We start from the raw sequence: 19,738 nt of genomic DNA on the forward strand, positions 1-19,738 counted from the left end.
CTGCGTCATGAATTTGCAAGGCGAAGCCGGACCCGATGCGGGGCTACCGGACCAGCACTTTGCCCAGCATCCCGGCCCGCATGTGGCCGGGCATGGTGCAGGCGAAATCCACCGCCCCGGCCTGGCCGAAGTGCCAGACCAGTTCGCCCTTTCCTCCCGGCGGCACGGCGACCATGTTGGGTTCGACGCCGTTGGCCATGTCGGGCATCGCCGCCATCATCTTCTCGTGCTCCTGGAGTTCGGCCATGGTCCCGATGGTCATCTCGTGCCGCATCTTCCCCTGGTTGACGAGGATGAAGCGGACGGTCTGCCCCCGCTGCACCTACATCGCGTCCGGTGTGAAGCGCATCGAATCGTCCACGGCGATCTCGATCGTCCGCGTCGCGTCGGCCACGACGCCCGGAACGCCGACGGCGGATAGCCGGCGAAAGGCCGCAAAAGAAGCGTGACGTTGCACAACTGAGCTATGCGGCTTTGAGCTGCCGCCGCAGCAGTCCCGACTTGGGTTCTTCTGACGCTGTACACAAAGGGCAAGGCGCGCAAGCCCTACGAGTTCGGGGTCAAGACGAGCATTGCGGGCGCCCATCAGAGCGGGCTGATGGTGGGCGCCCGGACCTTCCCGGGCAACCCCTACGATGGCCACGTGTTGAACCCGCAACTGGAACAGACGGGCATTTTGCTGGAGGGGACGGGCAAAGTGCCCAAGCAGGTGGTGGTCGACTTGGGCTATCGGGGCGTGGACAAGGACAACCCTGGCGTGGAGATCATCCACCGGGGCAAGTACAAGCCGCTGACGCTGCAACAGCGCCGATGGCTGAAACGCCGGCAGGCGGTGGAGCCGGCCATCGGGCATCTGAAATCGGATAACCGGATGGATCGCTGCTGGTTGCAAGGGGCCACCGGCGATGCGTTGCATGCGGTGCTCTGCGCGGCGGGCTACAACCTGCGCTGGTTGCTGCGGGCGATGGTGCGTCTGGGGCTGAAGGTCCTTTTATTGCGCCCTGAATTCGTGGCCGGGTTGGCCCACTTCCTGGGCTCCCCTGCGTCCGGTAATGTCAACGCGCTTAGATATGCGTTCGCTCATGCCAATCTCGGTGGCATCAGATGAATTTTGCAGGGCCGACTACTTCGCGTCAATAACGTGCCACTACAAACAGTTTCGGAAAAACACCCCACGGTGACATTCAACCCATTGATTCAACACATCTATCAACCGCCGACCATCGCTGAAATCTGCTCAGAACGTCGAACTTGGGTTGCCCAGGCCGTCGGGACGTTTCTTGATCAGGCTGCGCTTGGTGGCCACATGCCAGTTCACGTTCGGTGCGATCCGGCCGTCTTGCTGCGCGGCCGTGACCTCGTCGCGCTTGTCCACGCCGGTGTAACCCGCATCGGCAAAGACGTCCGCTTCCTCGCCATGCAGCAGTTCAGTCACATGCGACACATCGGCTGCGTGGGCAGCGGTGGTCACCCCCGTATGCGCCAGCCCCGACTCGGCATCGACGCCGATGTGCAGCTTCAAGCCGAAGTGCCAGTTGTTGCCCTTCTTGGTCGAGCGCATCTCGGGGTCGCGCGTGCCCTGCGCGTTCTTGGTGGAACTGGGCGCCGCGATGATGGTAGCGTCGATCAGCGTGCCACGCTTGAGCAGCAGTCTGCGCTCTTGCATGCCGGCGTTCACCCCGTCGAGCAGTGCGCGCGTGAGGTCGTGGGTTTCCAGCAGGCGGCGAAACTTCAGCAAGGTCGTCGAGTCAGGGGCGCGCTCGGTGCGCAGATCGATGCCGACGAAGCGCCGGAATGCCGCACTGTCGTACAGGGCGTCTTCCACGCCCTCGTCGCTCAAGCCAAACCACAGTTGGATGCAATACAGCCTCAGCATGCGTTCGGCGCCAATGGGCGGGCGACCGCGACGACCGCTCTTGGGGTACACCGTCTCGATGGCCTGCACCAGCTTGTCGCTGGCGTCGATCTCGCTGTTGGACTTGGCTGCCAGCGCCTTGAGCCTGGCATGCTGCGCCGGTCAAGATCGGCAGAGTCTTCAGCGTGTGGCTCACGGTTTTGCGCTTCATCGTGTTGCCTTTCGGTGCGGTCGGCGCGACGTGCCGAGATGGTGCGGATGATCTCAATGGGGTGGCCGTTCTCATCGGCCTTGCGCACGGTGTGCGTCACGCTATATCGTCATGTTGTCACTTTCGAGCACTCAAGCCGGGGACTGGCGGCGTGCGTGGGTGACGGCGAGCATGTCGATGCTGGTGGCCGTCACGCGGTAGAACACGATGTAGGTCGGGTGGACGACCATCTCCCGCGGCTGTGCAAACCAGTCGATGATCTTGTACAGGGGGATGCTCGGGTAGCGCCTCGGTGAGCTGGGTGATGCGCTCCAGCGGCCTTCCGGCAACAATCAGGGCGCACTCGCCGATGTCATCGATGACCTGGTGCAAGTTACAACGCCTCTTGCTCGGTAGAGTCGAACTCGGACACGGACACGATGATCAGACCAACCTACGCCATCGCAGAGACTGAAGGCTCAGCCCCTGGCCCCGGCTTCCAGTCCATGTCGCGCGCGTTGATCGGCTCGGCGCACTGATCACACACCAAAACCGGCTGTGACACCTTGCCGCAGGGCCTGTGCATCAACACCAACGGCGGCCCCTTGTCCTCGTCCAGCCAGCGGTCACCCCAGCGCATGAGCAGCACGATAGCTGGGTACAAGTCGACCCCCTTTTCCGTCAGCCCGTATTCGAAGCGCGGAGGACGCTCCAGATATTGATGCCTCTGTAGCAGGCCGTTGGCGACCAGCTTTTTGAGACGGTCGGTCAGGATGTTGGGCGCGGCCGCCAGGGTGGTCTGGAATTGATCGAAGCGGCGCACGCCAAAAAACGCTTCCCGCAGGATCAGGAAGGTCCAGGCGTCGCCAACCTGCGACAGCACGCGCTCGATCGAATCCACCCGCGGGCGTCGCTGCGCGACCGGGACCTCGGGGCGTGATCCGGTTGATTTCTTTTTATTAACTTGCATTTTGATAGCGTCTGTGTAACTATTCATTCGATTGTGACTGGTTGTGCGCCCAGGTGCAAGCCCGTCGCTGCAACACATCCCGAACTCAAGGAGCAAGCGGATGAGCAACGATCTGATCATTGAACAAAGCGGTGACGCCATGCTGCTGACGCTGAACCGTCCGCAGCGGCGCAATGCGCTGTCCATGTCCTTGTCCGCCGAACTGGTCGGCGCCTTCGAAAAGGCGCGCGACGCCACCGACATCAACTATCTGATCATCAAAGGCGCGGGGGAGCACTTCTGCGCCGGCGACGACATCACCGAAATGCCCAAGTGGGGCAATGCCAACGACGTCATGCGCCGCGTGCGCTACTACCAGCACATGGCGAATACGCTGGAGGAGTTGGACAAGATCACCATCGCAGCGGTCGACGGCATGGCCGTCGGCGGCGGCTTGGAGATCACCATGGCCTGCGATTTCGTCATTGCCACTGAGCGGGCTCTCTGGGGCATGCCGGAAGTGGATGTGGGCATTACCCCGGGCTGGGGCGGCACCACGCGCATGGCGCGCCTGATCGGTCGGCGCATGAGCAAGGAGATCAACCTGATCGGCGCCTTGCACGGTGCGCGCCGCGCCGTGGACCTCACCCTGTGGAACCGGGTCGTGCCGATCGGTGCACTCGATGCGGAAGTGAACCATTTGTTGGAGGTATTCCGGGTGAAGAATCACCAGGCCGTGAGACAACTGAAATTCATCATCAATCGGGGAGTGGAGTGCGATTTGTACACCGCGCAGGGCTTCGAGGCGTTGTCGGGCGCGCTCTCCGGCGCGGTCAACGGCGCCTGGCAGGTGCCGGATGCGGATCAGGGCAGCGGCGTCGTCGATTTCGCCAGCAAGAAGGGCAAGTGGGATCAACGGCGGCCGCTGGCGCGCAATTTCTGGGTCGACTGCCCATCAATGCAAACACACCCACGGGAATAACAATGAGCCATTGGACAACGGCCGACATGCCGGATCTGAAGAACAAGCTGGCGGTCGTCACCGGCGCCAACAGCGGCTTGGGGTTTCACACGGCGCTCGAACTGGCGCGCAACGGGGCGCAGGTGGTGCTGGCTTGCCGGGGACGCGAGAAAGCCGAGTCTGCAATGAACGCGATCAAGGTTGCAGTGCCCGGTGCGCAGCTCGAGTTCATGGCGCTCGACCTCGCCGATCTCGATTCCATCGCTGCATTTGCGAAGGCTTTCAAAGCCAGGCATCAGAAGCTGGATATCCTGCACAACAATGCCGGCGTGATGGCGCTGCCGCTGGTGCGGACCAAGCAAGGCTTCGAGATGCAGATCGGCACCAATCATCTTGGCCATTTCGCTCTTGCCGGCCTGCTGCTGGATGTATTGCTGGTGGCATCCGCCGCCCGCGTGGTCAGCACAGCGAGCCTTGCGCACAACTGGACGCGCAGCATGGACTTCGGTGACCTGAACTGGGAGCGCAAGCGCTACAAGAAGTGGGACGCCTATGGCAAGAGCAAGCTGGCGAACCTGCTGTTCACCTACGAGCTGCAGCGGCGCCTGAGCAAGGCGGGAGCCCGGGCGATCAGCGTTGCCGCGCATCCGGGTTACGCCGCCACCAATCTGCAAACCGCCGGGCCCACGATGGAGAAGTCCGCCTTGGGTCGGATGTTCATGCGGATGGGCAACGCGCTGCTGGCGCAATCCGCCGAAATGGGTGCGTTGCCCCAGCTCTACGCAGCCAGCATGCCGGATGTGCGCGGCGGCGATTACTACGGTCCGGACCGCATGGGCGGGAATCGGGGCTACCCCAAGAAGGTGGGCTCCAACCAAGCCTCGCGCGATGAAGACTCCGCGCGCCGCCTATGGGCGCTGTCCGAAAAGCTGACCGGCGTGCGCTATCTGAGCGAGTGATCCTTCAACTTGGGAACTGGTGTCGTCGCCTGCGGTAGATTGGATTGGTCTGCCCCGAGCGGGCAGTCGTCAGCGAGCGGTCGGGGGCGTGTGTCGCTCGGTCCGCATTGGCGCCAGTGAACCGCCTCGGGTTTCCGGAGGCGTTTTTGCTTGAGTCAAGCTGCAACAGCTTGCTCAGCAAGTTGACGATCGTAGTTGTCGGCGATGTCTCATCTGAGTTGTTCGCGCCGACGTCAGGTTGACCAAGGGGCCGAAATTGCGGTGACCAGGGAAGAATTGCGGGTGTTTCCTGTCGAGTGAGGACATGTACCCAAGGCGCATGGATCAACGATGCGTCGGCACACTGGTCAAATCCGAACGGTATACACATCCGCTTCAGTTCCGGGGAAACCACGACTCGCTCGATAAGCAGCTACTACCAGCTCAGGCGTGTACAGCGAACAATGGTGGAACCACATGCTCCAATGGAGACAATCACGATGAGCAAGATCCTGATGCTGTGCGGCGACTTCGGCGAAGACTACGAGGTGATGGTTCCTTTCCAGGCTCTGCAGGCTGTAGGCCACACCGTTCACGCCATCGCGCCCGACAAGAAAAGCGGCGATCACGTGATGACGGCGATCCACGACTTCGAGGGCCAGCAGACCTACAGCGAGAAGCCTGGCCACCGCTTCACCCTCAACGCCAGCTTTGGGGACATCGACCCCACCAAGTACGACGCACTGGTGGTGCTCGGCGGTCGTGCGCCCGAGTACCTGCGCATGAACACGCGCGTGGTCGAGATCGCGCGGCACTTTCTGACCAACAACAAGCCCGTCGCCTCCATCTGCCATGGCGCCCAACTGCTGGCCGCCACCGGCTTGATCAAGGGCCGCAAGCTCAGCGCCTACCCCGCCTGCCAGATCGAGGTCGAGTTGGCCGGTGCGGAGTACGTGGGCATCGCCATCGACGCGGCCGTGACGGACGGCAACCTGGTCATGGCGCCTGCCTGGCCAGCGCACCCGGCGTGGATCGGCCAGTTCCTGGCCGTGCTCGGCACGCGCATCAGCCTGTAGCATTCCAACCCACGGCCTCCTGGAGCCCAGCCATGTGCAAGATCTTCATCAGTGCCGACCCCACCAGCTATGAAAGCCGTACGCGATCCGTGCGCTTGCATGGGGTGGTCACCAGCATCAGGCTAGGTCGTGTCGTCACGAGATGCGCAGCCAGAGGACGATGCATCGAATTTGCACGGCGGCAACGAATGAGGCGACGTTTTTCGCGTAGCGCGTGGCGATGCCCCTCCATCGCTTGAGATGTAGGAAGGCGTTCTCGACCAGATGGCGCAGTTTGTAGAGCGCCTTGTCATATGCCCTGGGTTGCTTGCGGTTCTTGCGCGGCGGAATCACGGCTTGCGCACCTTGCTCTTGGGCTTTCGCCACGATGGCATCGCTGTCGTAGCCTTTATCGGCAAGTAGACACTGCATCCTGAATCCATCCATCAACCGCTCAGCCTCTGCGCAATCCGCTCGGGTACCTTCTGTAATAACCGCTCTGAGCGGCAGACCATGCGCATCCACGGCCAGATGTATCTTGGTGTTGAGCCCCCTTTTGTACGGCTCATGGCCTGATTGCCACCCCGCGCTCCTGCGGCGTGCGGATGGACTTTGCAATGGCTGGCATCCATCATGAGCCATTCGAAATCAGGCTCCTCAATGAACTGCTCGAGCAGCGACTCCCAAATGCCCTGGTCACGCCAGCGACAAAAACGCCGATGGGTGTTTTTCCACCCACCATACGAGGCCGGCAGGTCTCGCCACGGCGCGCCCGTGCGAAGAATCCAGAACACGGCATTGATGAATTGGCGGTTGTCCTGCGCAACCCCACCCCAAACCCCCGCTCGCCCCGGCAGATGGGGCTCGAGCAATTCCCAGTGCCTGTCTGATAGGTCGTGTCGATGAAGCGTCTCTGGCATCTCAATAGCGCGGTTGTTGCGAACAACGCCATCATGCCATATCTCGTGACGATACTATCTAGGGTGGCACGCCTTGACCAAATTGTCGCAACGGGATGACGTCGGCCGAAAAGTTTCCGTCACATCGGTGATGAAAATGAAGGCAGTCATCCCGAAGATGAACAGCACGCCAAAAAATCCCTTGACTCTGGACCTCACTCCAAGGTCTAGAGTGCATCCATCGCGATACGGCAGGTCTTTGTTCACCCGGGGATCATGCCAAGACAGATGGGTGTGTTTCAAAAGAAGGAGTTCTGTGATGGCAACACAACGTCAGGTGGAGGTCTTCAGCGCCGGTTGCGCCGTGTGCGAAGACGTGGTGGCTTTGGTCAAGCGCGTTGCCTGCGCGTCTTGCGGCGTCGTCGTGCATGACATGCACGACATCAAGGCTGCGGCGCGTGCCAAGGCGCTGGGCGTGCGTTCGGTTCCCGCGGTCGCCATCGACGGCCAACTCGCCGGCTGCTGCGCCGGGCGCGGTGTCGACGAAGCCGCGTTGCGCGTGGCCGGTCTCGGTCAGGCGCGCTAGGATTTTGTTTTGCATCGCCTGGTTCTGGGATGATGCCGGGGCCAGGCATGTCCTCCTCCTGAACGGCAGAAAACGATCCATGCTGACCATTGGCAAACTCGCGGAACTGGCGCAGACCACGCCCGACGCCCTGCGCTTCTACGAGCGCGAGGGTCTGATCGCCCCCACGTCCAAGTCCGAAGGGGGCTACAGACTCTATGACGCCGATGCTGCGCGTCGCATCCGGTTCATCAAACAGGCCCAGCATTGCGGTTTCACCCTGGCGGAGATCCACGCGTTGCTCGATATGCGCGCCACGGACGCCGCCTGTTGCGGCGATATGCGCAAGCGGGCGATCGAGAAAAAGCTGCAGCTCGAAAGCCGCATCAAGGCGCTCAGGGCCATGTCCAACGCGCTGGATCGTCTGATCGCCGACTGCAACCAGGAACGCTACCCCCTGGATGCCTGCCCGATTCTGGCCGCGCTCGAAGGCGCTGAACTGACTGCGTCCAAGGGAGCACACTGATGCACGTCGAACTGTTCTACTCCCCCGGCTGCACCCAGTGTGATGGAGCCCGCACCCAACTCAAGGCGGCCGCCCTGCAGCGCTTCCCGCAAGTTCAGTGGCGCGAATGCAATGTGCTGGAGGCACTCGACCGTGCCGTTGAACTGGGCGTCCTGAGCTTGCCGGCGCTGGCCGTCAACGGGGATTTGCTCTTCCCCAAACTGCCGACGCCGCAGCAGCTCTGTGCGGCCCTGGAACCGCTTGCGCGGGACGAGCGCTGACCGATGGACCCATCCCTGTTTCGCACCACCCTGGAACATGCTGGCCCGGCTGCTCTGGGCGTCAGCTTCGTGGCCGGGCTGGCCTTCAGCATCAATCCCGTGGCGCTGGCCGCCATTCCTGTCTCGATGGCCTATGTCACCAAGGCCAGGCAGGCCCGCCAGGCTTGGTCCTTCGGCGCCATGTTCATCCTGGGCATGCTGCTCATCCACGGGCTCTTGGGTTTGATCGCCAGCTTGGGCGGCGCCTGGGTCGAGCATCTGCTGGGGCGCCAATGGGGATTGTTCCTCGGGCCGCTGCTGATTCTGATGGGCCTGCTATGGCCGGGCTGGATCCGCCTGCCCCTGCCGGCCTTGGCCTTGCGTGCGCGCCGCCCCAAAGGGCTATGGGGCGCGTTTGCCCTGGGCATCCCGTTCTCGGTTGCGGTGTGTCCGTTTTGCACTCCCGCGCTGGCTGTGCTGATCGGCGTCGCTGCCGCATCGGGATCACCATGGTTGGGGGTGGGTCTGCTGCTGGCCTTCGCCTTCGGCCGGGCGATTCCGGTGGCCGTGGGTGCGTGGTCGTTGGGGTGGCTCCAGAACCTCCGGCGCTTGGACGCCTACCGACGCCTGTTTGAGGCTGCTGGCGGCATCACGCTGATTCTGTTCGGGGTCTATCTGCTCAACGGTTACTACGCCTGGGTGCCGGCTTTGGCCATCTGAAAGCAACGATGCGGTACAACGGCAGGTATGCATTCGCGGCAAGCTTGTGTCGGCCGATGGGTGCTCAGCGACCACCGAGATCCGATCATCCAACGGGCAGCGTCCCGACCCGAAACGGTCACTGCGCTCGTTCCGCATGACTGCGGTTTCGCGACACCAGATCGCAGTTTGCGTCAAACTTGCGCACTGCGCCTTGAGGGATAAACCATGGACCATGATTCGGATGACTTCACCATCGGCACCGTCGCCCGGGCGGCAGGGGTCAATGTCGAAACCATCCGGTTCTACCAGCGCAAGGGCTTGCTGTGCGAGCCCGAGCGACCGCAGGGCAGCTTCCGCCGCTACGGACCCGATGACGTCGCCCGTCTGCAATTCATCAAATCCGCCCAGCGCCTGGGCTTCAGCCTCGACGAGATCGCCGGCTTGCTGCAACTCGACGACGGCATGCACTGCGACCAAGCGCGCGAACTGGGCGAACGCAAGCTCATGGATGTTCGCGTCAAGATAGCCGGTCTGCACCGCATCGAAGCGGCTCTGGCCAGGATGGTGCGCGACTGCGGCTCCAGCCTCGGATCCACGTCTTGCCCCTTGATCGAAGCACTGCATGCCCGTGTTCGCGACACTTGAGCACGGCGATCTCACGCGTCCTTGATGCGTCGGGGCGGGGCAAGGCCACAAGACCTTGTCAACCATGGCGCAGCGCCGCTTGACTCCGGACTTTGGTACGGCCCTACAGTGCCACCATCGTCAACCGAACGGAGTTCGTGCATGCCTCAACCGACCCGACCCCATGGGCGTGGCGCCCTGTTCGCCAGCGGGCTCGCGGCCATCCTGGCCTCGACCTGTTGCCTGGGGCCTCTGATTCTTCTGTCGCTGGGCATCAGCGGCGCGTGGATCAGCAATCTGACCCTGCTCGAGCCCTACAGGCCGATCTTCATCGGCGCCGCTCTGGTCGCCTTGTTCTTCGCCTACCGCCGCCTGTTCCGGGCGCCTGCGGCATGCAAGCCCGGCGAGGTCTGCGCCATTCCCCAGGTCAACGCCACCTACAAGTTGCTGTTCTGGGTCGTGGCGGCGCTCGTCGTCGTCGCCCTGGCTTTCCCCCTCGTCGCTCCCCTGTTCTATTGAAAGGAACCCTCATGAACAAGCTCCTGACTGCCATCGCACTCATTTCCGCTTGCACTGCCCCTGCCTGGGCTGGTGTGCAGACCGTCACCCTCGCCGTGCCCGGCATGACCTGCCCGGTGTGTCCGATCACCGTCAACAACGCTTTGCACACCGTACCTGGCGTCGAAAAGGTGGACATCAATTTTGGGAAAAAAATAGCCCAAGTCACCTTCGACGATGCCAAGACCAACGTCAAAGCCCTGATCAAGGCCACCACCGACGCCGGCTACCCCTCGGTGGTCTCCCAGTAAGTCGATGACGCGACAGTTTGACTGTCGCTCCGGCCATGCCGCCGAGGCGGCACGTACCGTCCTTCACCCCCTCGAAACAACGTTGTGCATTGGAGACGCCGTCATGGCCAACCCCTTGCGTTTTCTGACGCGTCTCGGCGACAAAGCCGGCTCCCTCGGCGCGGTGGCTTCAGCCATGGGTTGCGCCGTGTGCTATCCAGCCATCGCCAGCATCGGCGCGGCCATCGGCCTGGGCTTTCTCAGCCAGTGGGAAGGTGTTCTGTTCCATGTCGTGTTGCCGCTGTCCGCCGCGCTCGTCATCCTGGCCAACGGCCTGGGTTGGTTCGCGCACCGCCAATGGCATCGCACGGCACTCGGCATGATCGGTCCGGTGCTGGTGCTGATTGGCCGCTACAGCCTCATCCGAGGCATCGTGTATCTGGGGCTGGCGGTCATGCTGGCCGTGGCGATCTGGGATCTCGTTTCGCCCGCCCATCGCCGCTGCAGCGTTGATGGCGGCACCTTGGCGGACCAAGCCGGACGTTGATCTTCCCCGAACCGAAACCATCCACCCCAAGGACAAACCCATGCAAACCCTGAGCATCAGCGGTATGACCTGCGACACCTGTGCCATGCATGTCAAGGACGTCTTGGAACAATTGCCCGGCGTGAAGTGCGCGCAGGTCTCGTACCCGCAGGGGACGGCCGAGGTCGTCGCCGATGCCGGCGTCTCGTTTGACGCGATGGCTGCGGCCGTGGCCAAGGCCGGCTACTCGGCGAAACAGGCGACCCGCTCGCCCGAGAGCTCGAGCGGCCAGCCCGGCGACACCACCGGTCCCGCCCGGCATGGCGATGGCAACGGCCTGCGCATCGCCGTCATCGGCAGCGGCGGGGCGGCCATGGCGGCGGCCATCAAGGCGGCCGGCAGCGGCGCCCAGGTCACGCTGATCGAGCGCGGCGTGATCGGCGGCACCTGCGTCAACGTCGGCTGCGTGCCGTCCAAGATCATGATCCGTGCCGCGCACATCGCCCATCTGCGCCGCCACAGTCCGTTCGACGCCGGCATCGAGCCCGCGGCCCCGGCCATCCTGCGCGACAAGCTGCTCGCGCAGCAGCAAGCGCGTGTGGACGAGCTACGCCACGCCAAGTATGAAAGCATTCTCGAAGGCCAGCCGGCCATCACCACCCTGCGCGGCAAGGCACGGTTCAAAGACGCTCGGACGCTGGTCGTGACGCTGCACGACGGCAGCGAGCGCATGGTCGGTTTCGACCGCTGCCTGATCGCCACCGGCGCCAGTCCGTCCATTCCATCCATTGCGGGCTTGAAGGCCACGCCGTACTGGACTTCGACTGAGGCGCTGGAAAGCGACACGATTCCGCCGCGCCTGGCGGTCATCGGCTCTTCCGTCGTGGCGCTGGAACTGGCCCAGGCCTTCGCCCGCCTGGGCAGCCAGGTCACCGTCCTGGCGCGCCACACGCTGTTCTCGCAGGAAGATCCGGCCATCGGCGAAGCCGTTGCCGCCGCGTTCCGCGAGGAGGGCATCACCGTGCTGACCCACACCCAGGCCAGCGCGGTGGCTCATGCCGGCGGCAGCTTCGCGCTGACCACGAACCGTGGCGAGATTCGGGCCGAGCGCCTGCTGGTGGCGACGGGCCGCGCGCCCAACACGGCGGCGCTCAATCTGCAGGCCGCCGGGGTGGAGTGCGACGCGCGCGGCGCCATTGCGGTGGACGACCATCTGCGCACCAACGTGCCCCACATCTATGCCGCCGGGGACTGTACCGATCAACCCCAGTTCGTCTATGTGGCCGCAGCCGGGGGCACGCGTGCGGCCATCAACATGACCGGAGGCGATGCGACACTCGACCTCTCGGCCATGCCGGCCGTGGTGTTCACCGATCCGCAGGTGGCCACGGTGGGCCTGACCGAGGCCGAGGCGCAGCGCCAAAACATCGAGACCGCCAGCCGCACGCTGAGCCTGGAGAACGTGCCCAGGGCGCTGGCCAACTTCGACACGCGCGGCTTCATCAAGCTGGTCGCTGATGCCGGCTCCGGACGCCTGCTCGGCGTGCAGGCGGTGGCCGCCGAGGCCGGCGAACTCATCCAGACGGCAACACTCGCCATTCGCAACCGCATGACGGTGCAGGAACTGGCCGATCAGTTGTTCCCCTACCTGACCATGGTGGAAGGCCTGAAGCTGACCGCCCAGACCTTCACCAAGGATGTGACGCAACTGTCGTGTTGCGCGGGGTGACGTGATCACGGCGCCATCACCCCAAGCGGCGGTAGCACGCGGATACATGGCGGCCTCAAATCTGAAGTGGTGCGCCGGGAGACCGGCAAGGAGTAGGTGGTGCAAGTCCACTGCGATGAAGGAATAGCGAACCGCATCGACCCCGAGCCGTGCGCAGGCATCCGTGAGGATGTCGGCGAAGCGTCGGCAGGGGGACGTACAGGCCAGCCATTGAGCCGCGATAGGATTTCTATTCCGGGTGCCGACACCGTCACTTCTGTGGAAGGCAACATCGACGGGTGCGTCAACGCAAGCGCCCGCTGGACCCGGCGTGGTCGTAGAACCTGGCATGTACGCACGCTCCTGGCACGGGAACCGGGAGATCTCGGGTCTGACCAGCCGCTGTACGGGCTGGCCCGCATTGGGAAGGCGAGGAGCCGAAGCCAATGATGAACGGACCCGAGAAGTCAGACTCGGTCGTAGTAGCTGTGAAGCCCGCGAACAAGGCCGGTCCGCCGGTTGCGGAGTGGGTGGAGCGAAGGACCGGGACCAAGGGGAACACGGAACAGCCGCACACGCGACGGACACAGAGCCGCGATAGCGTGTCACAGGAGCTGGACTGTGTACGGAAAGCTGCAAGGCAGCGGAAGAAGGAGAAGTTCACCGCGCTGCTGCACCACGTCAGTGTTGACCTGCTGAGGGAATCGTTCCTGGCGCTCAAGCGCCGTGCCGCTCCCGGGGTTGATGGTCTGACATGGCAGGACTACGAGGCGGGTCTGGAGGTCAACCTCCTCGACCTGCATGCACGGGTTCATAGCGGAGGGTATCGGGCGCTGCCCGTCAGGCGACGGTTCATACCCAAGTCTGGCACCGACAAGCAGCGACCGCTGGGTATCGCCGCGCTGGAAGACAAGATCGTCCAGCGTGCGCTCGTTGCGGTGCTCAATGCCATCTACGAGGAAGACTTCCTTGGGTTCTCGTACGGGTTTCGGCCTGGGCGGGGTCAGCACGATGCGCTTGATGCACTGTCGGTGGCGATCAGCGGCACCCCGGTGAACTGGATTCTCGACGCGGATATTCGGAGCTTCTTCGATTCGGTCAGCCAGGAATGGCTGCTCCGTTTCCTCGGCCACCGGATCGGCGACGAGCGCGTCATCCGCCTTGTGCGCAAGTGGCTCAAGGCGGGCGTCCTGGACGACGGGGAGTGGAGCGTCAGTGCCGAAGGCACGCCGCAGGGGGCCGTGATCTCACCGCTGCTTGCGAACGTGTACCTGCACGATGTCTTCGACCTGTGGGCCAAGCAGTGGCGAGGGCGGGAGGCAACGGGCAACATGATTGTCGTGCGCTATGCCGACGACATCGTTGTCGGCTTTCAGCACGAAGCCGATGCACGGCGCTTCTGGGACGCGATGCGAACGCGGTTCGAGCAGTTTGGGCTCGAACCGCACGGGGAGAAGACGCGCCTGCTGGAGTTTGGCCGCTACGCGGCTGAGCGCCGCTCGCGGCGCGGTCTGGGCAAACCTGAGACGTTCATGTTCCTGGGTTTCGTCTTCATCTGCGGTCGGTCCCGACGTGGCGCATTCTTGCTCCACCGAAAGACCCGGGGCGATCGGATGCGAGCGAGGCTCAGGGAGATCAAGGCGACGTTGCGTGAGCGCATGCATGCACCGATCCCTTCCCAGGGGCGGTGGCTCGCGTCGGTGCTCAACGGCTATTTCGCCTACCACGCAGTGCCCACGAATTTCCGGGCACTCGGGGCGTTTCGACACCACGTCTTGAATCTCTGGCTGCGAACGCTGCGGCGCCGCAGTCAAAGGCAAAACCTGACGTGGGAGCGCATGACGCGAATCGCAGAAGACTGGCTCCCAATCCCAAGAATCCTTCATCCATGGCCTCAACAGCGCTTTGCCGTCAAGCACCCGAGGTAGGAGCCGTATGCCCGAATCGGGCCCGTACGGATCTGTGCGGGGGGTGGCCGGTAACGGGCATCTCTACCGCGATCAACACCCCAAGCCTGTAAGGTGTTGCGATGCAAAGGACGACGACGTACCGACAGCTTCAACCGGAAGAGCGCATGACGATGGCCAGTTTGATGCAGCAGGGGTGCAGTGTTCGGGCCATGGCCCGAACACTGGGGCGTGCGCCCTCGACCATCAGTCGGGAGCTTGGCCGCAATGGCGAGGACACGAGGCCCTATGCGGCCGCAACGGCGCAGCAGCGCTGTGCGACGCGCCGGGATGCCGCACGCCCGTCTCCCAAGCTGCACCGGGACGGCATCCTCTGGGGCGTGGTCACTGCCTTGCTGGACTGGAAGTATTCGCCCCAGCAGATTGCTGGCACACTGCTGCGGGTGTATCCCGAGCGCCCCGAGCTGCAGGTCTCGCATGAGACCATCTACACCGCCATCTATGCCCATGCCCGCGGGGAGTTGCGACGGCAGTTGATGGCCTGTCTGCGCCACGGCCACAGCAAGCGCATGCCGCGCTCGCGTGGCACCGACCGCCGCGGCCAGATTCCCGAGATGGTCAGCATCCATGTGCGCCCGCCCGAGATTGAAGACCGCTTGATGCCGGGACACTGGGAGGGCGACCTCATCAAGGGGGCTGGCAACAAATCCGCCGTGGGCGTGCTGGTCGAGCGTTCCAGCCGTCTGCTGTTGCTCGTCCAGATGCCCGATGCCACGGCCGCCTCGGCCCTGGCTGGCTTGACGGCCAAGCTGCGGTCGATTGCTGCGCCACTGCGCCAGAGCATGACGTACGACCAGGGTCGAGAGATGACCCGCCATGCCGAGCTCACCGCCAACACCGGCGTGCGCGTGTACTTCTGTGACCCCCACAGCCCCTGGCAGCGCGGCACCTGCGAGAACACCAACGGATTGCTGCGCCAGTATCTGCCCAAGGGCACCGACCTGTCGGTGTACTCCCAGGCTGACCTGGACACCATTGCCGACAGCCTCAATGGCAGACCAAGGGCCACCCATGCATTCCATTCCCCGTTGGAGGTCTTCGCGCAAATGCTGGCCAATACCCACGAAGCTCCCTCCTCAATTCAATAACCAACGGGTGTTGCACTTCACTATTGAAACCGCCCTTTTTCATGCCTATCGCGGTGTCAGGAACTTTAGCCTGTTCCAACCCATCCACTGGGGAGGATGCCACCGATATTCCCCCGCGTCGATTGATTTGCGCTTGCTCGAGGTAACTTGAGTCCATGCAGCCGTCGTTCCCCCCGTCCTCCCAACCCCAAGGAACTTTGCCCGATGAAACCCCGCTTGCGTCTGTCCAGCCTTGCCCTGCTCGCGCTGATGGCTGTGGCGGCACCAGCCGCTCCTGCATATGCCTCCCCGGCGGGCGCATCCGCGTTCTTGGTCGGAGCCTTCCAGGCCCCACCCATGGGGGGAGGCCCGGGCAAAATGGCGGTGGTGCGCTGGCCCGGCAATGCTGCGCATGTGCTGAATTTTGGCCAGGCTGGAACACCCAAGGGGAATAGCTTTTTTGTCGGTGTGAATGCGCAGGACCACCAAGTCTTCATCCCGAGTCTTGCCGGGACCACCGATGTGATCGACCTTCGTACAGACAAACCGGTCGGGCAGTTCAAGAGCATCCCGGGTGGGCGCGTGGCGGTGGTGTCGCCTGACCACCGCCTGGTGTTCGTGCTCTCCGGCAAGGCATTGGCGGCGTACGCAACCCGCGATGATGTGTTGCGCTACGAGATCCCGGTTGGTGGCAATGCGTTGGCGTTCAACGCGGACGCCAGCCACTTGTATGTGGGTGGCAATATGGATACGGCCATCACCGATATCGATCCCTCCACCGGTCAAATCCTGCGGCGGATCCCCATCGGTCATTCCGGGGATCTGGTCTGGGCGCACGGATTGTTGTTCTCGGCAGACATTCAGAGTGGCGTAATGACTGCCTTCAATCCCGTGACCAACCAGATCGTCAACATGAGGACTAGCGAGGTTGACCCCAATTTCGCCTACAACAAAATTCCTGCCGCAACAGCAGGATTCATGCAATTGGCGGTGAGCCCTCGTCAAGACATCGTGTATGCAGCCGGCTTTTCTGGTCACATTTTGCGGTTCTCTACCATCGGGCCGCGCTATCTGGGTGAGGTCAAGGTTGCCGTCGGCAAGGAAGGGCCCAACAAGCTCAGCGGTCTTGCGGTGCTGCCCCATGGAACCAAGGCCATCACGACCATCGAAAACCGTCACGAGTCCGTGGTGGTCGACCTTCGCACTGGCCAAGTGCTCAAGCGTCTGCCAGGCATCGCCAGCAATCGCTGGGTGCTGGCGCGCTAATCCGCACAACCCGTGGTTTGAACCCGAACGACAAGGAGATTGAGATGTCCAAATTCCTGCTGGCCCTTGCTGCCGTATTTGTCCTGGCCCAGGGCGCCTGGGCACAAGCCCCACAAGTAATTGAGGTGCGCAGCACGCACACGGCTGCAGAGACGTTGCAACACTTGGAGCATGCGATCCAGCAACGTCATTTGCAAATCGTTGCCGTGGTGGATCACAGCGGCTCCGCGCACAAGGCGGGGCTGGAACTTCGGCCCACCAAGCTGGTGATCTTCGGCAATCCGGCCTTGGGCACAAAGCTGATGCAGATGAACCAACAGGCAGGGCTTGGGCTACCTTTGAAAATACTGGTCTGGGAGGATGCCAAACATCGCGTTTGGTTGGGCTATACCAACCCTGCGGTGTTCGCGCGGCGCTACGACATCAATCCTTCGGCCAAGCCCATTCTGATCATGAGCAAGGCCCTGCATGCGATCGCTGCCGAGGCGGCCGGGAGCTAGGCTGACCCGGTTATCGGCAATGCGATGACCGGATCTGGGCTGCCGTGATGCGGGTTCGCGCAGTCGGCAAAGTGACTGCAACTGATCGCTGAGCGACCACCAAGGTTCGGCACTCCAGCGGGGCCTGACCGACCCGCATGGACAGTCAGAAGGATGTTTAGCAGATGTGGGTTGCACGAAGGAAGAATCACCCCGTCAACCTTTCGGCCCAACGTTTCTCGTCCGAACGGACAAAGGCCATGCTGCGCTGGACTCACATGGAAACGCGCGGATGGCCTGGCCTTTGACATGACGGCTTCTATGTGCTTCTATGCGCATATGTCTAAAGCGGCCAATTTCTTCAAACTCTTCGCCGATCCAACGCGCTACCGGATTCTCCACTTGTTGACGCTGGATGAATGTTGCGTGTGTGAGCTCGTGGATGCGGTGCAAACTCCACAGTACACAGTCTCACGCCACCTCGCTGGATTGCGCAAGGGAGGATGGGTGGTGGAACGGCGTGATGGAACCTGGATCTACTACCGCCTCGCCCCCGAGCATGCCGCCCTGATCAAGGCGGTGCTGCAAACCGCCCAAGCCCATGACCTGGATGCGCAGTTGCTCACTGCGGATGCAGCTCGACTTCAAACGCGGTTAGACATGCGAACAGCGGGTCGCTGTACGTTGGGCTACGGCATCGTATAACTTTTTTACTTTCTAATATGCTTAATTGTCCATATACGCGCATAGCATGCATGGCGAACGGATCCCATCAACCCCATGCCCTCCTCCATGCGTGCCACAGCTGGCGACCAGCTTCGAAGAACCAAAGCGTCGTCCTGTGCCCAGTTTCGAAGGGGTTGGGGTGGCGCATTGCTGTTCGCTCTGCTGCTCGGCGGCTGTGCGAGTTACCAACCCCAGCCTCTCATCCCAGCGCAGGATGCCGCCGCACTTCAAGCACGAGACGTGAATGCAGCGGGGTTGCGGGCTTTCCTGGCAGCCCATGGCCAAACCGTGACGCCATGGCCACTGCCTTCTTGGGATCTGAGCAGCCTGACTCTGCTGGCTCTGTACGACAACCCCCAATTCAAGGTCGCTCGCGCGCAATGGCAACGGGCTCGCGCTGGAACGGAAACAGCAGCGCAGTTGCCCAACCCATCCCTTCACCTTTTCGAGCAACACCACAGCTTGGCACCGGCAGGCCTCTCGCCTTGGTCCTATGGCCTCGCGCTGGGAATCCCTTGGCAGAGCACAGAGCTGCGTCAAGCGCGTGTCGCCCAAGCCCATGCGTTGGCAGACGCGGCTATTGATCCGGCACTAAACATTTGAACTTATTGCAAGTCGTAGAGTCAGATCGAGCATGGAAAAGATCGACTCCCGAACGCTGCCGGTGGATGCGCTCAACGAGCGCCGCCGACGTGCGGTGAAGATGCGGCTGGACGGCGCGAGTCTGAAGGACACGGCGGCGCAATGCGAGATGTCGCGCACGACGGTGATCGCGGCGGTGAAGGCCTTTGAGGCCGGCGGTTGGAAGGCGGTCGACGTCGACCGCGGCGGCAGACCGGTGGGCAGCGGCCGCACCCTCAACGCCGAGCAGGAGCGCGAGGTTCAGCGACTGATCCGCGACCGCACGCCCGACCAGTTGAAGATGGTCTACGCGCTGTGGACGCGCCAGGCCGTCGCCGAGCTCATCCGGGACCGCTACGGCATCAAGCTGGCCGTGCGCACGATGGGTCTGTATCTCGAGCGCTGGGGCTTCACGCCGCAGAAGCCCATGAAGAAGGCCTACGAGCAGTCGCCGGCGGCGGTCAAGAAGTGGCTCGACGAGGAATACCCGGTCATCGCCGCGTGCGCCAAGGTCGAGGGCGCCGAGATCCACTGGGGCGACGAGACCGGCCTGCGCAGCGACGACGTGCGCGGCCGCAGCTACGCACCCCAAGGCCAGACGCCGGTGATCCGGGTGAACAACAAGCGCCACGGCCTGTCGGTCATCTCCACCGTCACCAACAAGGGCCAGATGCGGTGGAAGGCCTTCGACGGGGCTCTGAACTCGGACATTCTGATCGACTTCCTGCGCCGGCTCGTCAAGGACGCGGGCCGCAAGATCTACCTGATCCTGGACAACCTGCGAGTGCATCACAGCAAGCCCGTGAAGGACTGGCTGGTCGAGCACAAGCACCAGATCGAGGTCTTCTACCTGCCCAGTTACAGCCCCGAGCTCAACCCCAACGAGATGGCCAACGCCGACCTCAAGCAGGCGGTCACGAAACTGGCTCCGGCGCGGACCAAGCTGCAACTCGTCAAGGCCACCGCCAGACACCTCAGCAGCGTCCAGCGGCAGCCCGAGCGGATCAAGAGCTACTTCCAGCATGCTCCGGTTCGGTATGCGGCTTGAGTTCAATGCTTCAATGCCGGGTCAATAGCTCGACCATCG

Annotated in this window: 23 protein-coding genes and 3 pseudogenes; 21 read left to right on the forward strand and 5 right to left on the reverse strand. The window is 62.9% G+C overall.

What is annotated here, in order from left to right:
- Nucleotides 1-43: 43 nt before the first annotated feature.
- Nucleotides 44-274: a hypothetical protein gene (locus THIARS_RS13215; RefSeq protein WP_156054964.1), complete on the reverse strand. Its 231-nt coding sequence runs from the start codon at nt 272-274 to the stop codon at nt 44-46.
- Here THIARS_RS13215 and THIARS_RS18670 point away from each other — a divergent pair.
- Entirely contained in the window at nt 246-449 is a 204-nt protein-coding gene (locus THIARS_RS18670; RefSeq protein WP_157869590.1) for a hypothetical protein, read from the forward strand. The genes THIARS_RS13215 and THIARS_RS18670 overlap by 29 nt on opposite strands.
- 77 nt (nt 450-526) lie before the next feature.
- Nucleotides 527-1,108, forward strand: a pseudogene (locus tag THIARS_RS13220) (transposase); the annotation flags it as partial.
- 156 nt (nt 1,109-1,264) lie between these two features.
- On the opposite strand, the pseudogene THIARS_RS13225 reads toward THIARS_RS13220, so the two are convergent.
- From THIARS_RS13225 to THIARS_RS13230, 3 genes and pseudogenes are all read right to left on the reverse strand, one after another.
- Nucleotides 1,265-1,990 (reverse strand): annotated as a pseudogene (locus THIARS_RS13225) (IS5 family transposase); the annotation flags it as partial.
- 207 nt (nt 1,991-2,197) lie between these two features.
- Nucleotides 2,198-2,398: a type II toxin-antitoxin system RelE/ParE family toxin gene (locus THIARS_RS18335; protein ID WP_050985973.1), complete on the reverse strand. Its 201-nt coding sequence runs from the start codon at nt 2,396-2,398 to the stop codon at nt 2,198-2,200.
- A 101-nt stretch (nt 2,399-2,499) separates the two neighbouring features.
- The gene (locus THIARS_RS13230; RefSeq protein ID WP_013106970.1) at nt 2,500-2,946 is read right to left on the reverse strand and encodes a winged helix-turn-helix transcriptional regulator; all 447 of its coding nucleotides are present in this window, start codon (nt 2,944-2,946) and stop codon (nt 2,500-2,502) included.
- A gap of 169 nt (nt 2,947-3,115) precedes the next feature.
- Here THIARS_RS13230 and THIARS_RS13235 point away from each other — a divergent pair, with 169 nt between their 5' ends.
- The 4 genes and pseudogenes from THIARS_RS13235 to THIARS_RS18975 all read left to right on the forward strand — a co-directional run.
- Nucleotides 3,116-3,976: an enoyl-CoA hydratase/isomerase family protein gene (locus tag THIARS_RS13235; RefSeq protein ID WP_094161300.1), complete on the forward strand. Its 861-nt coding sequence runs from the start codon at nt 3,116-3,118 to the stop codon at nt 3,974-3,976.
- A gap of 2 nt (nt 3,977-3,978) precedes the next feature.
- A complete protein-coding gene (locus THIARS_RS13240; protein WP_094161301.1) occupies nt 3,979-4,914 on the forward strand; it encodes an oxidoreductase in 936 nt (311 codons plus the stop codon).
- Nucleotides 4,915-5,393: 479 nt separating this feature from the next.
- Nucleotides 5,394-5,969: a DJ-1/PfpI family protein gene (locus tag THIARS_RS13245; RefSeq protein ID WP_013106973.1), complete on the forward strand. Its 576-nt coding sequence runs from the start codon at nt 5,394-5,396 to the stop codon at nt 5,967-5,969.
- Between the two features lie 32 nt (nt 5,970-6,001).
- A pseudogene (locus tag THIARS_RS18975) lies at nt 6,002-6,094 on the forward strand (ribbon-helix-helix domain-containing protein); the annotation flags it as partial.
- Between the two features lie 10 nt (nt 6,095-6,104).
- Here THIARS_RS18975 and THIARS_RS13255 read toward each other — a convergent pair.
- A protein-coding gene (locus THIARS_RS13255) for an IS5-like element ISThsp20 family transposase (RefSeq protein WP_094161302.1) occupies nt 6,105-6,868 on the reverse strand; the annotation gives its coding sequence in 2 pieces (ribosomal slippage) (nt 6,105-6,496 and nt 6,496-6,868; 765 coding nt in all).
- 298 nt (nt 6,869-7,166) lie between these two features.
- Between THIARS_RS13255 and THIARS_RS13260 the strand changes: the two genes are divergently transcribed.
- The 15 genes from THIARS_RS13260 to THIARS_RS13335 all read left to right on the forward strand — a co-directional run bounded on the left by THIARS_RS13260 (nt 7,167) and on the right by THIARS_RS13335 (nt 19,699).
- Nucleotides 7,167-7,433, forward strand: a complete 267-nt coding sequence (locus tag THIARS_RS13260; protein WP_094161303.1) for a thioredoxin family protein — start codon at nt 7,167-7,169, stop codon at nt 7,431-7,433.
- Nucleotides 7,434-7,512: 79 nt separating this feature from the next.
- A complete protein-coding gene (locus THIARS_RS13265; protein WP_094161304.1) occupies nt 7,513-7,938 on the forward strand; it encodes a heavy metal-responsive transcriptional regulator in 426 nt (141 codons plus the stop codon).
- On the forward strand, nt 7,938-8,198 hold the full coding sequence (locus THIARS_RS13270; protein WP_094161305.1) for a glutaredoxin family protein: 261 nt from the start codon (nt 7,938-7,940) through the stop codon (nt 8,196-8,198). Before THIARS_RS13265 ends, THIARS_RS13270 begins: the two co-directional genes overlap by 1 nt.
- Nucleotides 8,199-8,201: 3 nt before the next feature.
- Nucleotides 8,202-8,897, forward strand: a complete 696-nt coding sequence (locus THIARS_RS13275) for a cytochrome c biogenesis CcdA family protein (protein ID WP_094161306.1) — start codon at nt 8,202-8,204, stop codon at nt 8,895-8,897.
- Between the two features lie 207 nt (nt 8,898-9,104).
- The gene (merR, locus tag THIARS_RS13280; protein WP_013106941.1) at nt 9,105-9,524 is read left to right on the forward strand and encodes a mercury resistance transcriptional regulator MerR; all 420 of its coding nucleotides are present in this window, start codon (nt 9,105-9,107) and stop codon (nt 9,522-9,524) included.
- Nucleotides 9,525-9,665: 141 nt separating this feature from the next.
- A complete protein-coding gene (merT, locus tag THIARS_RS13285; protein ID WP_013106940.1) occupies nt 9,666-10,022 on the forward strand; it encodes a mercuric ion transporter MerT in 357 nt (118 codons plus the stop codon).
- A gap of 11 nt (nt 10,023-10,033) precedes the next feature.
- Complete coding sequence (gene merP, locus THIARS_RS13290; RefSeq protein WP_013106939.1) at nt 10,034-10,312, forward strand: mercury resistance system periplasmic binding protein MerP; 279 nt, start codon at nt 10,034-10,036, stop codon at nt 10,310-10,312.
- Nucleotides 10,313-10,415: 103 nt separating this feature from the next.
- On the forward strand, nt 10,416-10,838 hold the full coding sequence (merC, locus tag THIARS_RS13295; protein WP_094161307.1) for an organomercurial transporter MerC: 423 nt from the start codon (nt 10,416-10,418) through the stop codon (nt 10,836-10,838).
- 40 nt (nt 10,839-10,878) lie between these two features.
- Nucleotides 10,879-12,546 carry a mercury(II) reductase gene (gene merA / locus THIARS_RS13300; protein WP_094162132.1) on the forward strand — a complete coding sequence of 556 codons (1,668 nt, stop codon included), beginning with the start codon at nt 10,879-10,881 and terminating at the stop codon, nt 12,544-12,546.
- 425 nt (nt 12,547-12,971) lie between these two features.
- Nucleotides 12,972-14,453 carry a group II intron reverse transcriptase/maturase gene (gene ltrA / locus THIARS_RS13310; protein WP_013106936.1) on the forward strand — a complete coding sequence of 494 codons (1,482 nt, stop codon included), beginning with the start codon at nt 12,972-12,974 and terminating at the stop codon, nt 14,451-14,453.
- 101 nt (nt 14,454-14,554) lie between these two features.
- The gene (locus tag THIARS_RS13315) at nt 14,555-15,580 is read left to right on the forward strand and encodes an IS30 family transposase (protein WP_094161309.1); all 1,026 of its coding nucleotides are present in this window, start codon (nt 14,555-14,557) and stop codon (nt 15,578-15,580) included.
- A 204-nt stretch (nt 15,581-15,784) separates the two neighbouring features.
- Nucleotides 15,785-16,825, forward strand: coding sequence for a YncE family protein (locus tag THIARS_RS13320; protein WP_094161310.1), 1,041 nt, complete (start codon nt 15,785-15,787; stop codon nt 16,823-16,825).
- 44 nt (nt 16,826-16,869) lie between these two features.
- Nucleotides 16,870-17,325, forward strand: coding sequence for a DUF302 domain-containing protein (locus THIARS_RS13325; RefSeq protein WP_141202420.1), 456 nt, complete (start codon nt 16,870-16,872; stop codon nt 17,323-17,325).
- A 288-nt stretch (nt 17,326-17,613) separates the two neighbouring features.
- Nucleotides 17,614-18,009, forward strand: a complete 396-nt coding sequence (locus THIARS_RS13330) for an ArsR/SmtB family transcription factor (protein WP_172978988.1) — start codon at nt 17,614-17,616, stop codon at nt 18,007-18,009.
- Nucleotides 18,010-18,664: 655 nt separating this feature from the next.
- Entirely contained in the window at nt 18,665-19,699 is a 1,035-nt protein-coding gene (locus tag THIARS_RS13335; protein ID WP_094159374.1) for an IS630 family transposase, read from the forward strand.
- The last annotated feature ends 39 nt before the right edge of the window (nt 19,700-19,738 follow it).

The sequence above is a fragment of the Thiomonas delicata genome, from assembly GCF_900088825.1.
GTDB lineage: Bacteria > Pseudomonadota > Gammaproteobacteria > Burkholderiales > Burkholderiaceae_C > Thiomonas_A > Thiomonas_A delicata.

Coding starts and splice junctions, on each gene's coding strand:
- ltrA (WP_013106936.1), top strand. CDS start 12,972: ATGATGAACGGACCCGAGAAGTCAGACTCGGTCGTAGTAGCTGTGAAG.
- THIARS_RS13275 (WP_094161306.1), top strand. CDS start 8,202: ATGGACCCATCCCTGTTTCGCACCACCCTGGAACATGCTGGCCCGGCT.
- THIARS_RS13245 (WP_013106973.1), top strand. CDS start 5,394: ATGAGCAAGATCCTGATGCTGTGCGGCGACTTCGGCGAAGACTACGAG.
- THIARS_RS13335 (WP_094159374.1), top strand. CDS start 18,665: ATGGAAAAGATCGACTCCCGAACGCTGCCGGTGGATGCGCTCAACGAG.
- merP (WP_013106939.1), top strand. CDS start 10,034: ATGAACAAGCTCCTGACTGCCATCGCACTCATTTCCGCTTGCACTGCC.
- THIARS_RS13260 (WP_094161303.1), top strand. CDS start 7,167: ATGGCAACACAACGTCAGGTGGAGGTCTTCAGCGCCGGTTGCGCCGTG.
- merA (WP_094162132.1), top strand. CDS start 10,879: ATGCAAACCCTGAGCATCAGCGGTATGACCTGCGACACCTGTGCCATG.
- THIARS_RS13215 (WP_156054964.1), bottom strand. CDS start 274: ATGCGGCACGAGATGACCATCGGGACCATGGCCGAACTCCAGGAGCAC.
- merC (WP_094161307.1), top strand. CDS start 10,416: ATGGCCAACCCCTTGCGTTTTCTGACGCGTCTCGGCGACAAAGCCGGC.
- THIARS_RS13270 (WP_094161305.1), top strand. CDS start 7,938: ATGCACGTCGAACTGTTCTACTCCCCCGGCTGCACCCAGTGTGATGGA.
- merT (WP_013106940.1), top strand. CDS start 9,666: ATGCCTCAACCGACCCGACCCCATGGGCGTGGCGCCCTGTTCGCCAGC.
- THIARS_RS13235 (WP_094161300.1), top strand. CDS start 3,116: ATGAGCAACGATCTGATCATTGAACAAAGCGGTGACGCCATGCTGCTG.
- THIARS_RS13265 (WP_094161304.1), top strand. CDS start 7,513: ATGCTGACCATTGGCAAACTCGCGGAACTGGCGCAGACCACGCCCGAC.
- THIARS_RS13320 (WP_094161310.1), top strand. CDS start 15,785: ATGAAACCCCGCTTGCGTCTGTCCAGCCTTGCCCTGCTCGCGCTGATG.
- THIARS_RS13325 (WP_141202420.1), top strand. CDS start 16,870: ATGTCCAAATTCCTGCTGGCCCTTGCTGCCGTATTTGTCCTGGCCCAG.
- THIARS_RS13315 (WP_094161309.1), top strand. CDS start 14,555: ATGCAAAGGACGACGACGTACCGACAGCTTCAACCGGAAGAGCGCATG.
- merR (WP_013106941.1), top strand. CDS start 9,105: ATGGACCATGATTCGGATGACTTCACCATCGGCACCGTCGCCCGGGCG.
- THIARS_RS18670 (WP_157869590.1), top strand. CDS start 246: ATGGTCCCGATGGTCATCTCGTGCCGCATCTTCCCCTGGTTGACGAGG.
- THIARS_RS13240 (WP_094161301.1), top strand. CDS start 3,979: ATGAGCCATTGGACAACGGCCGACATGCCGGATCTGAAGAACAAGCTG.
- THIARS_RS13330 (WP_172978988.1), top strand. CDS start 17,614: ATGACGGCTTCTATGTGCTTCTATGCGCATATGTCTAAAGCGGCCAAT.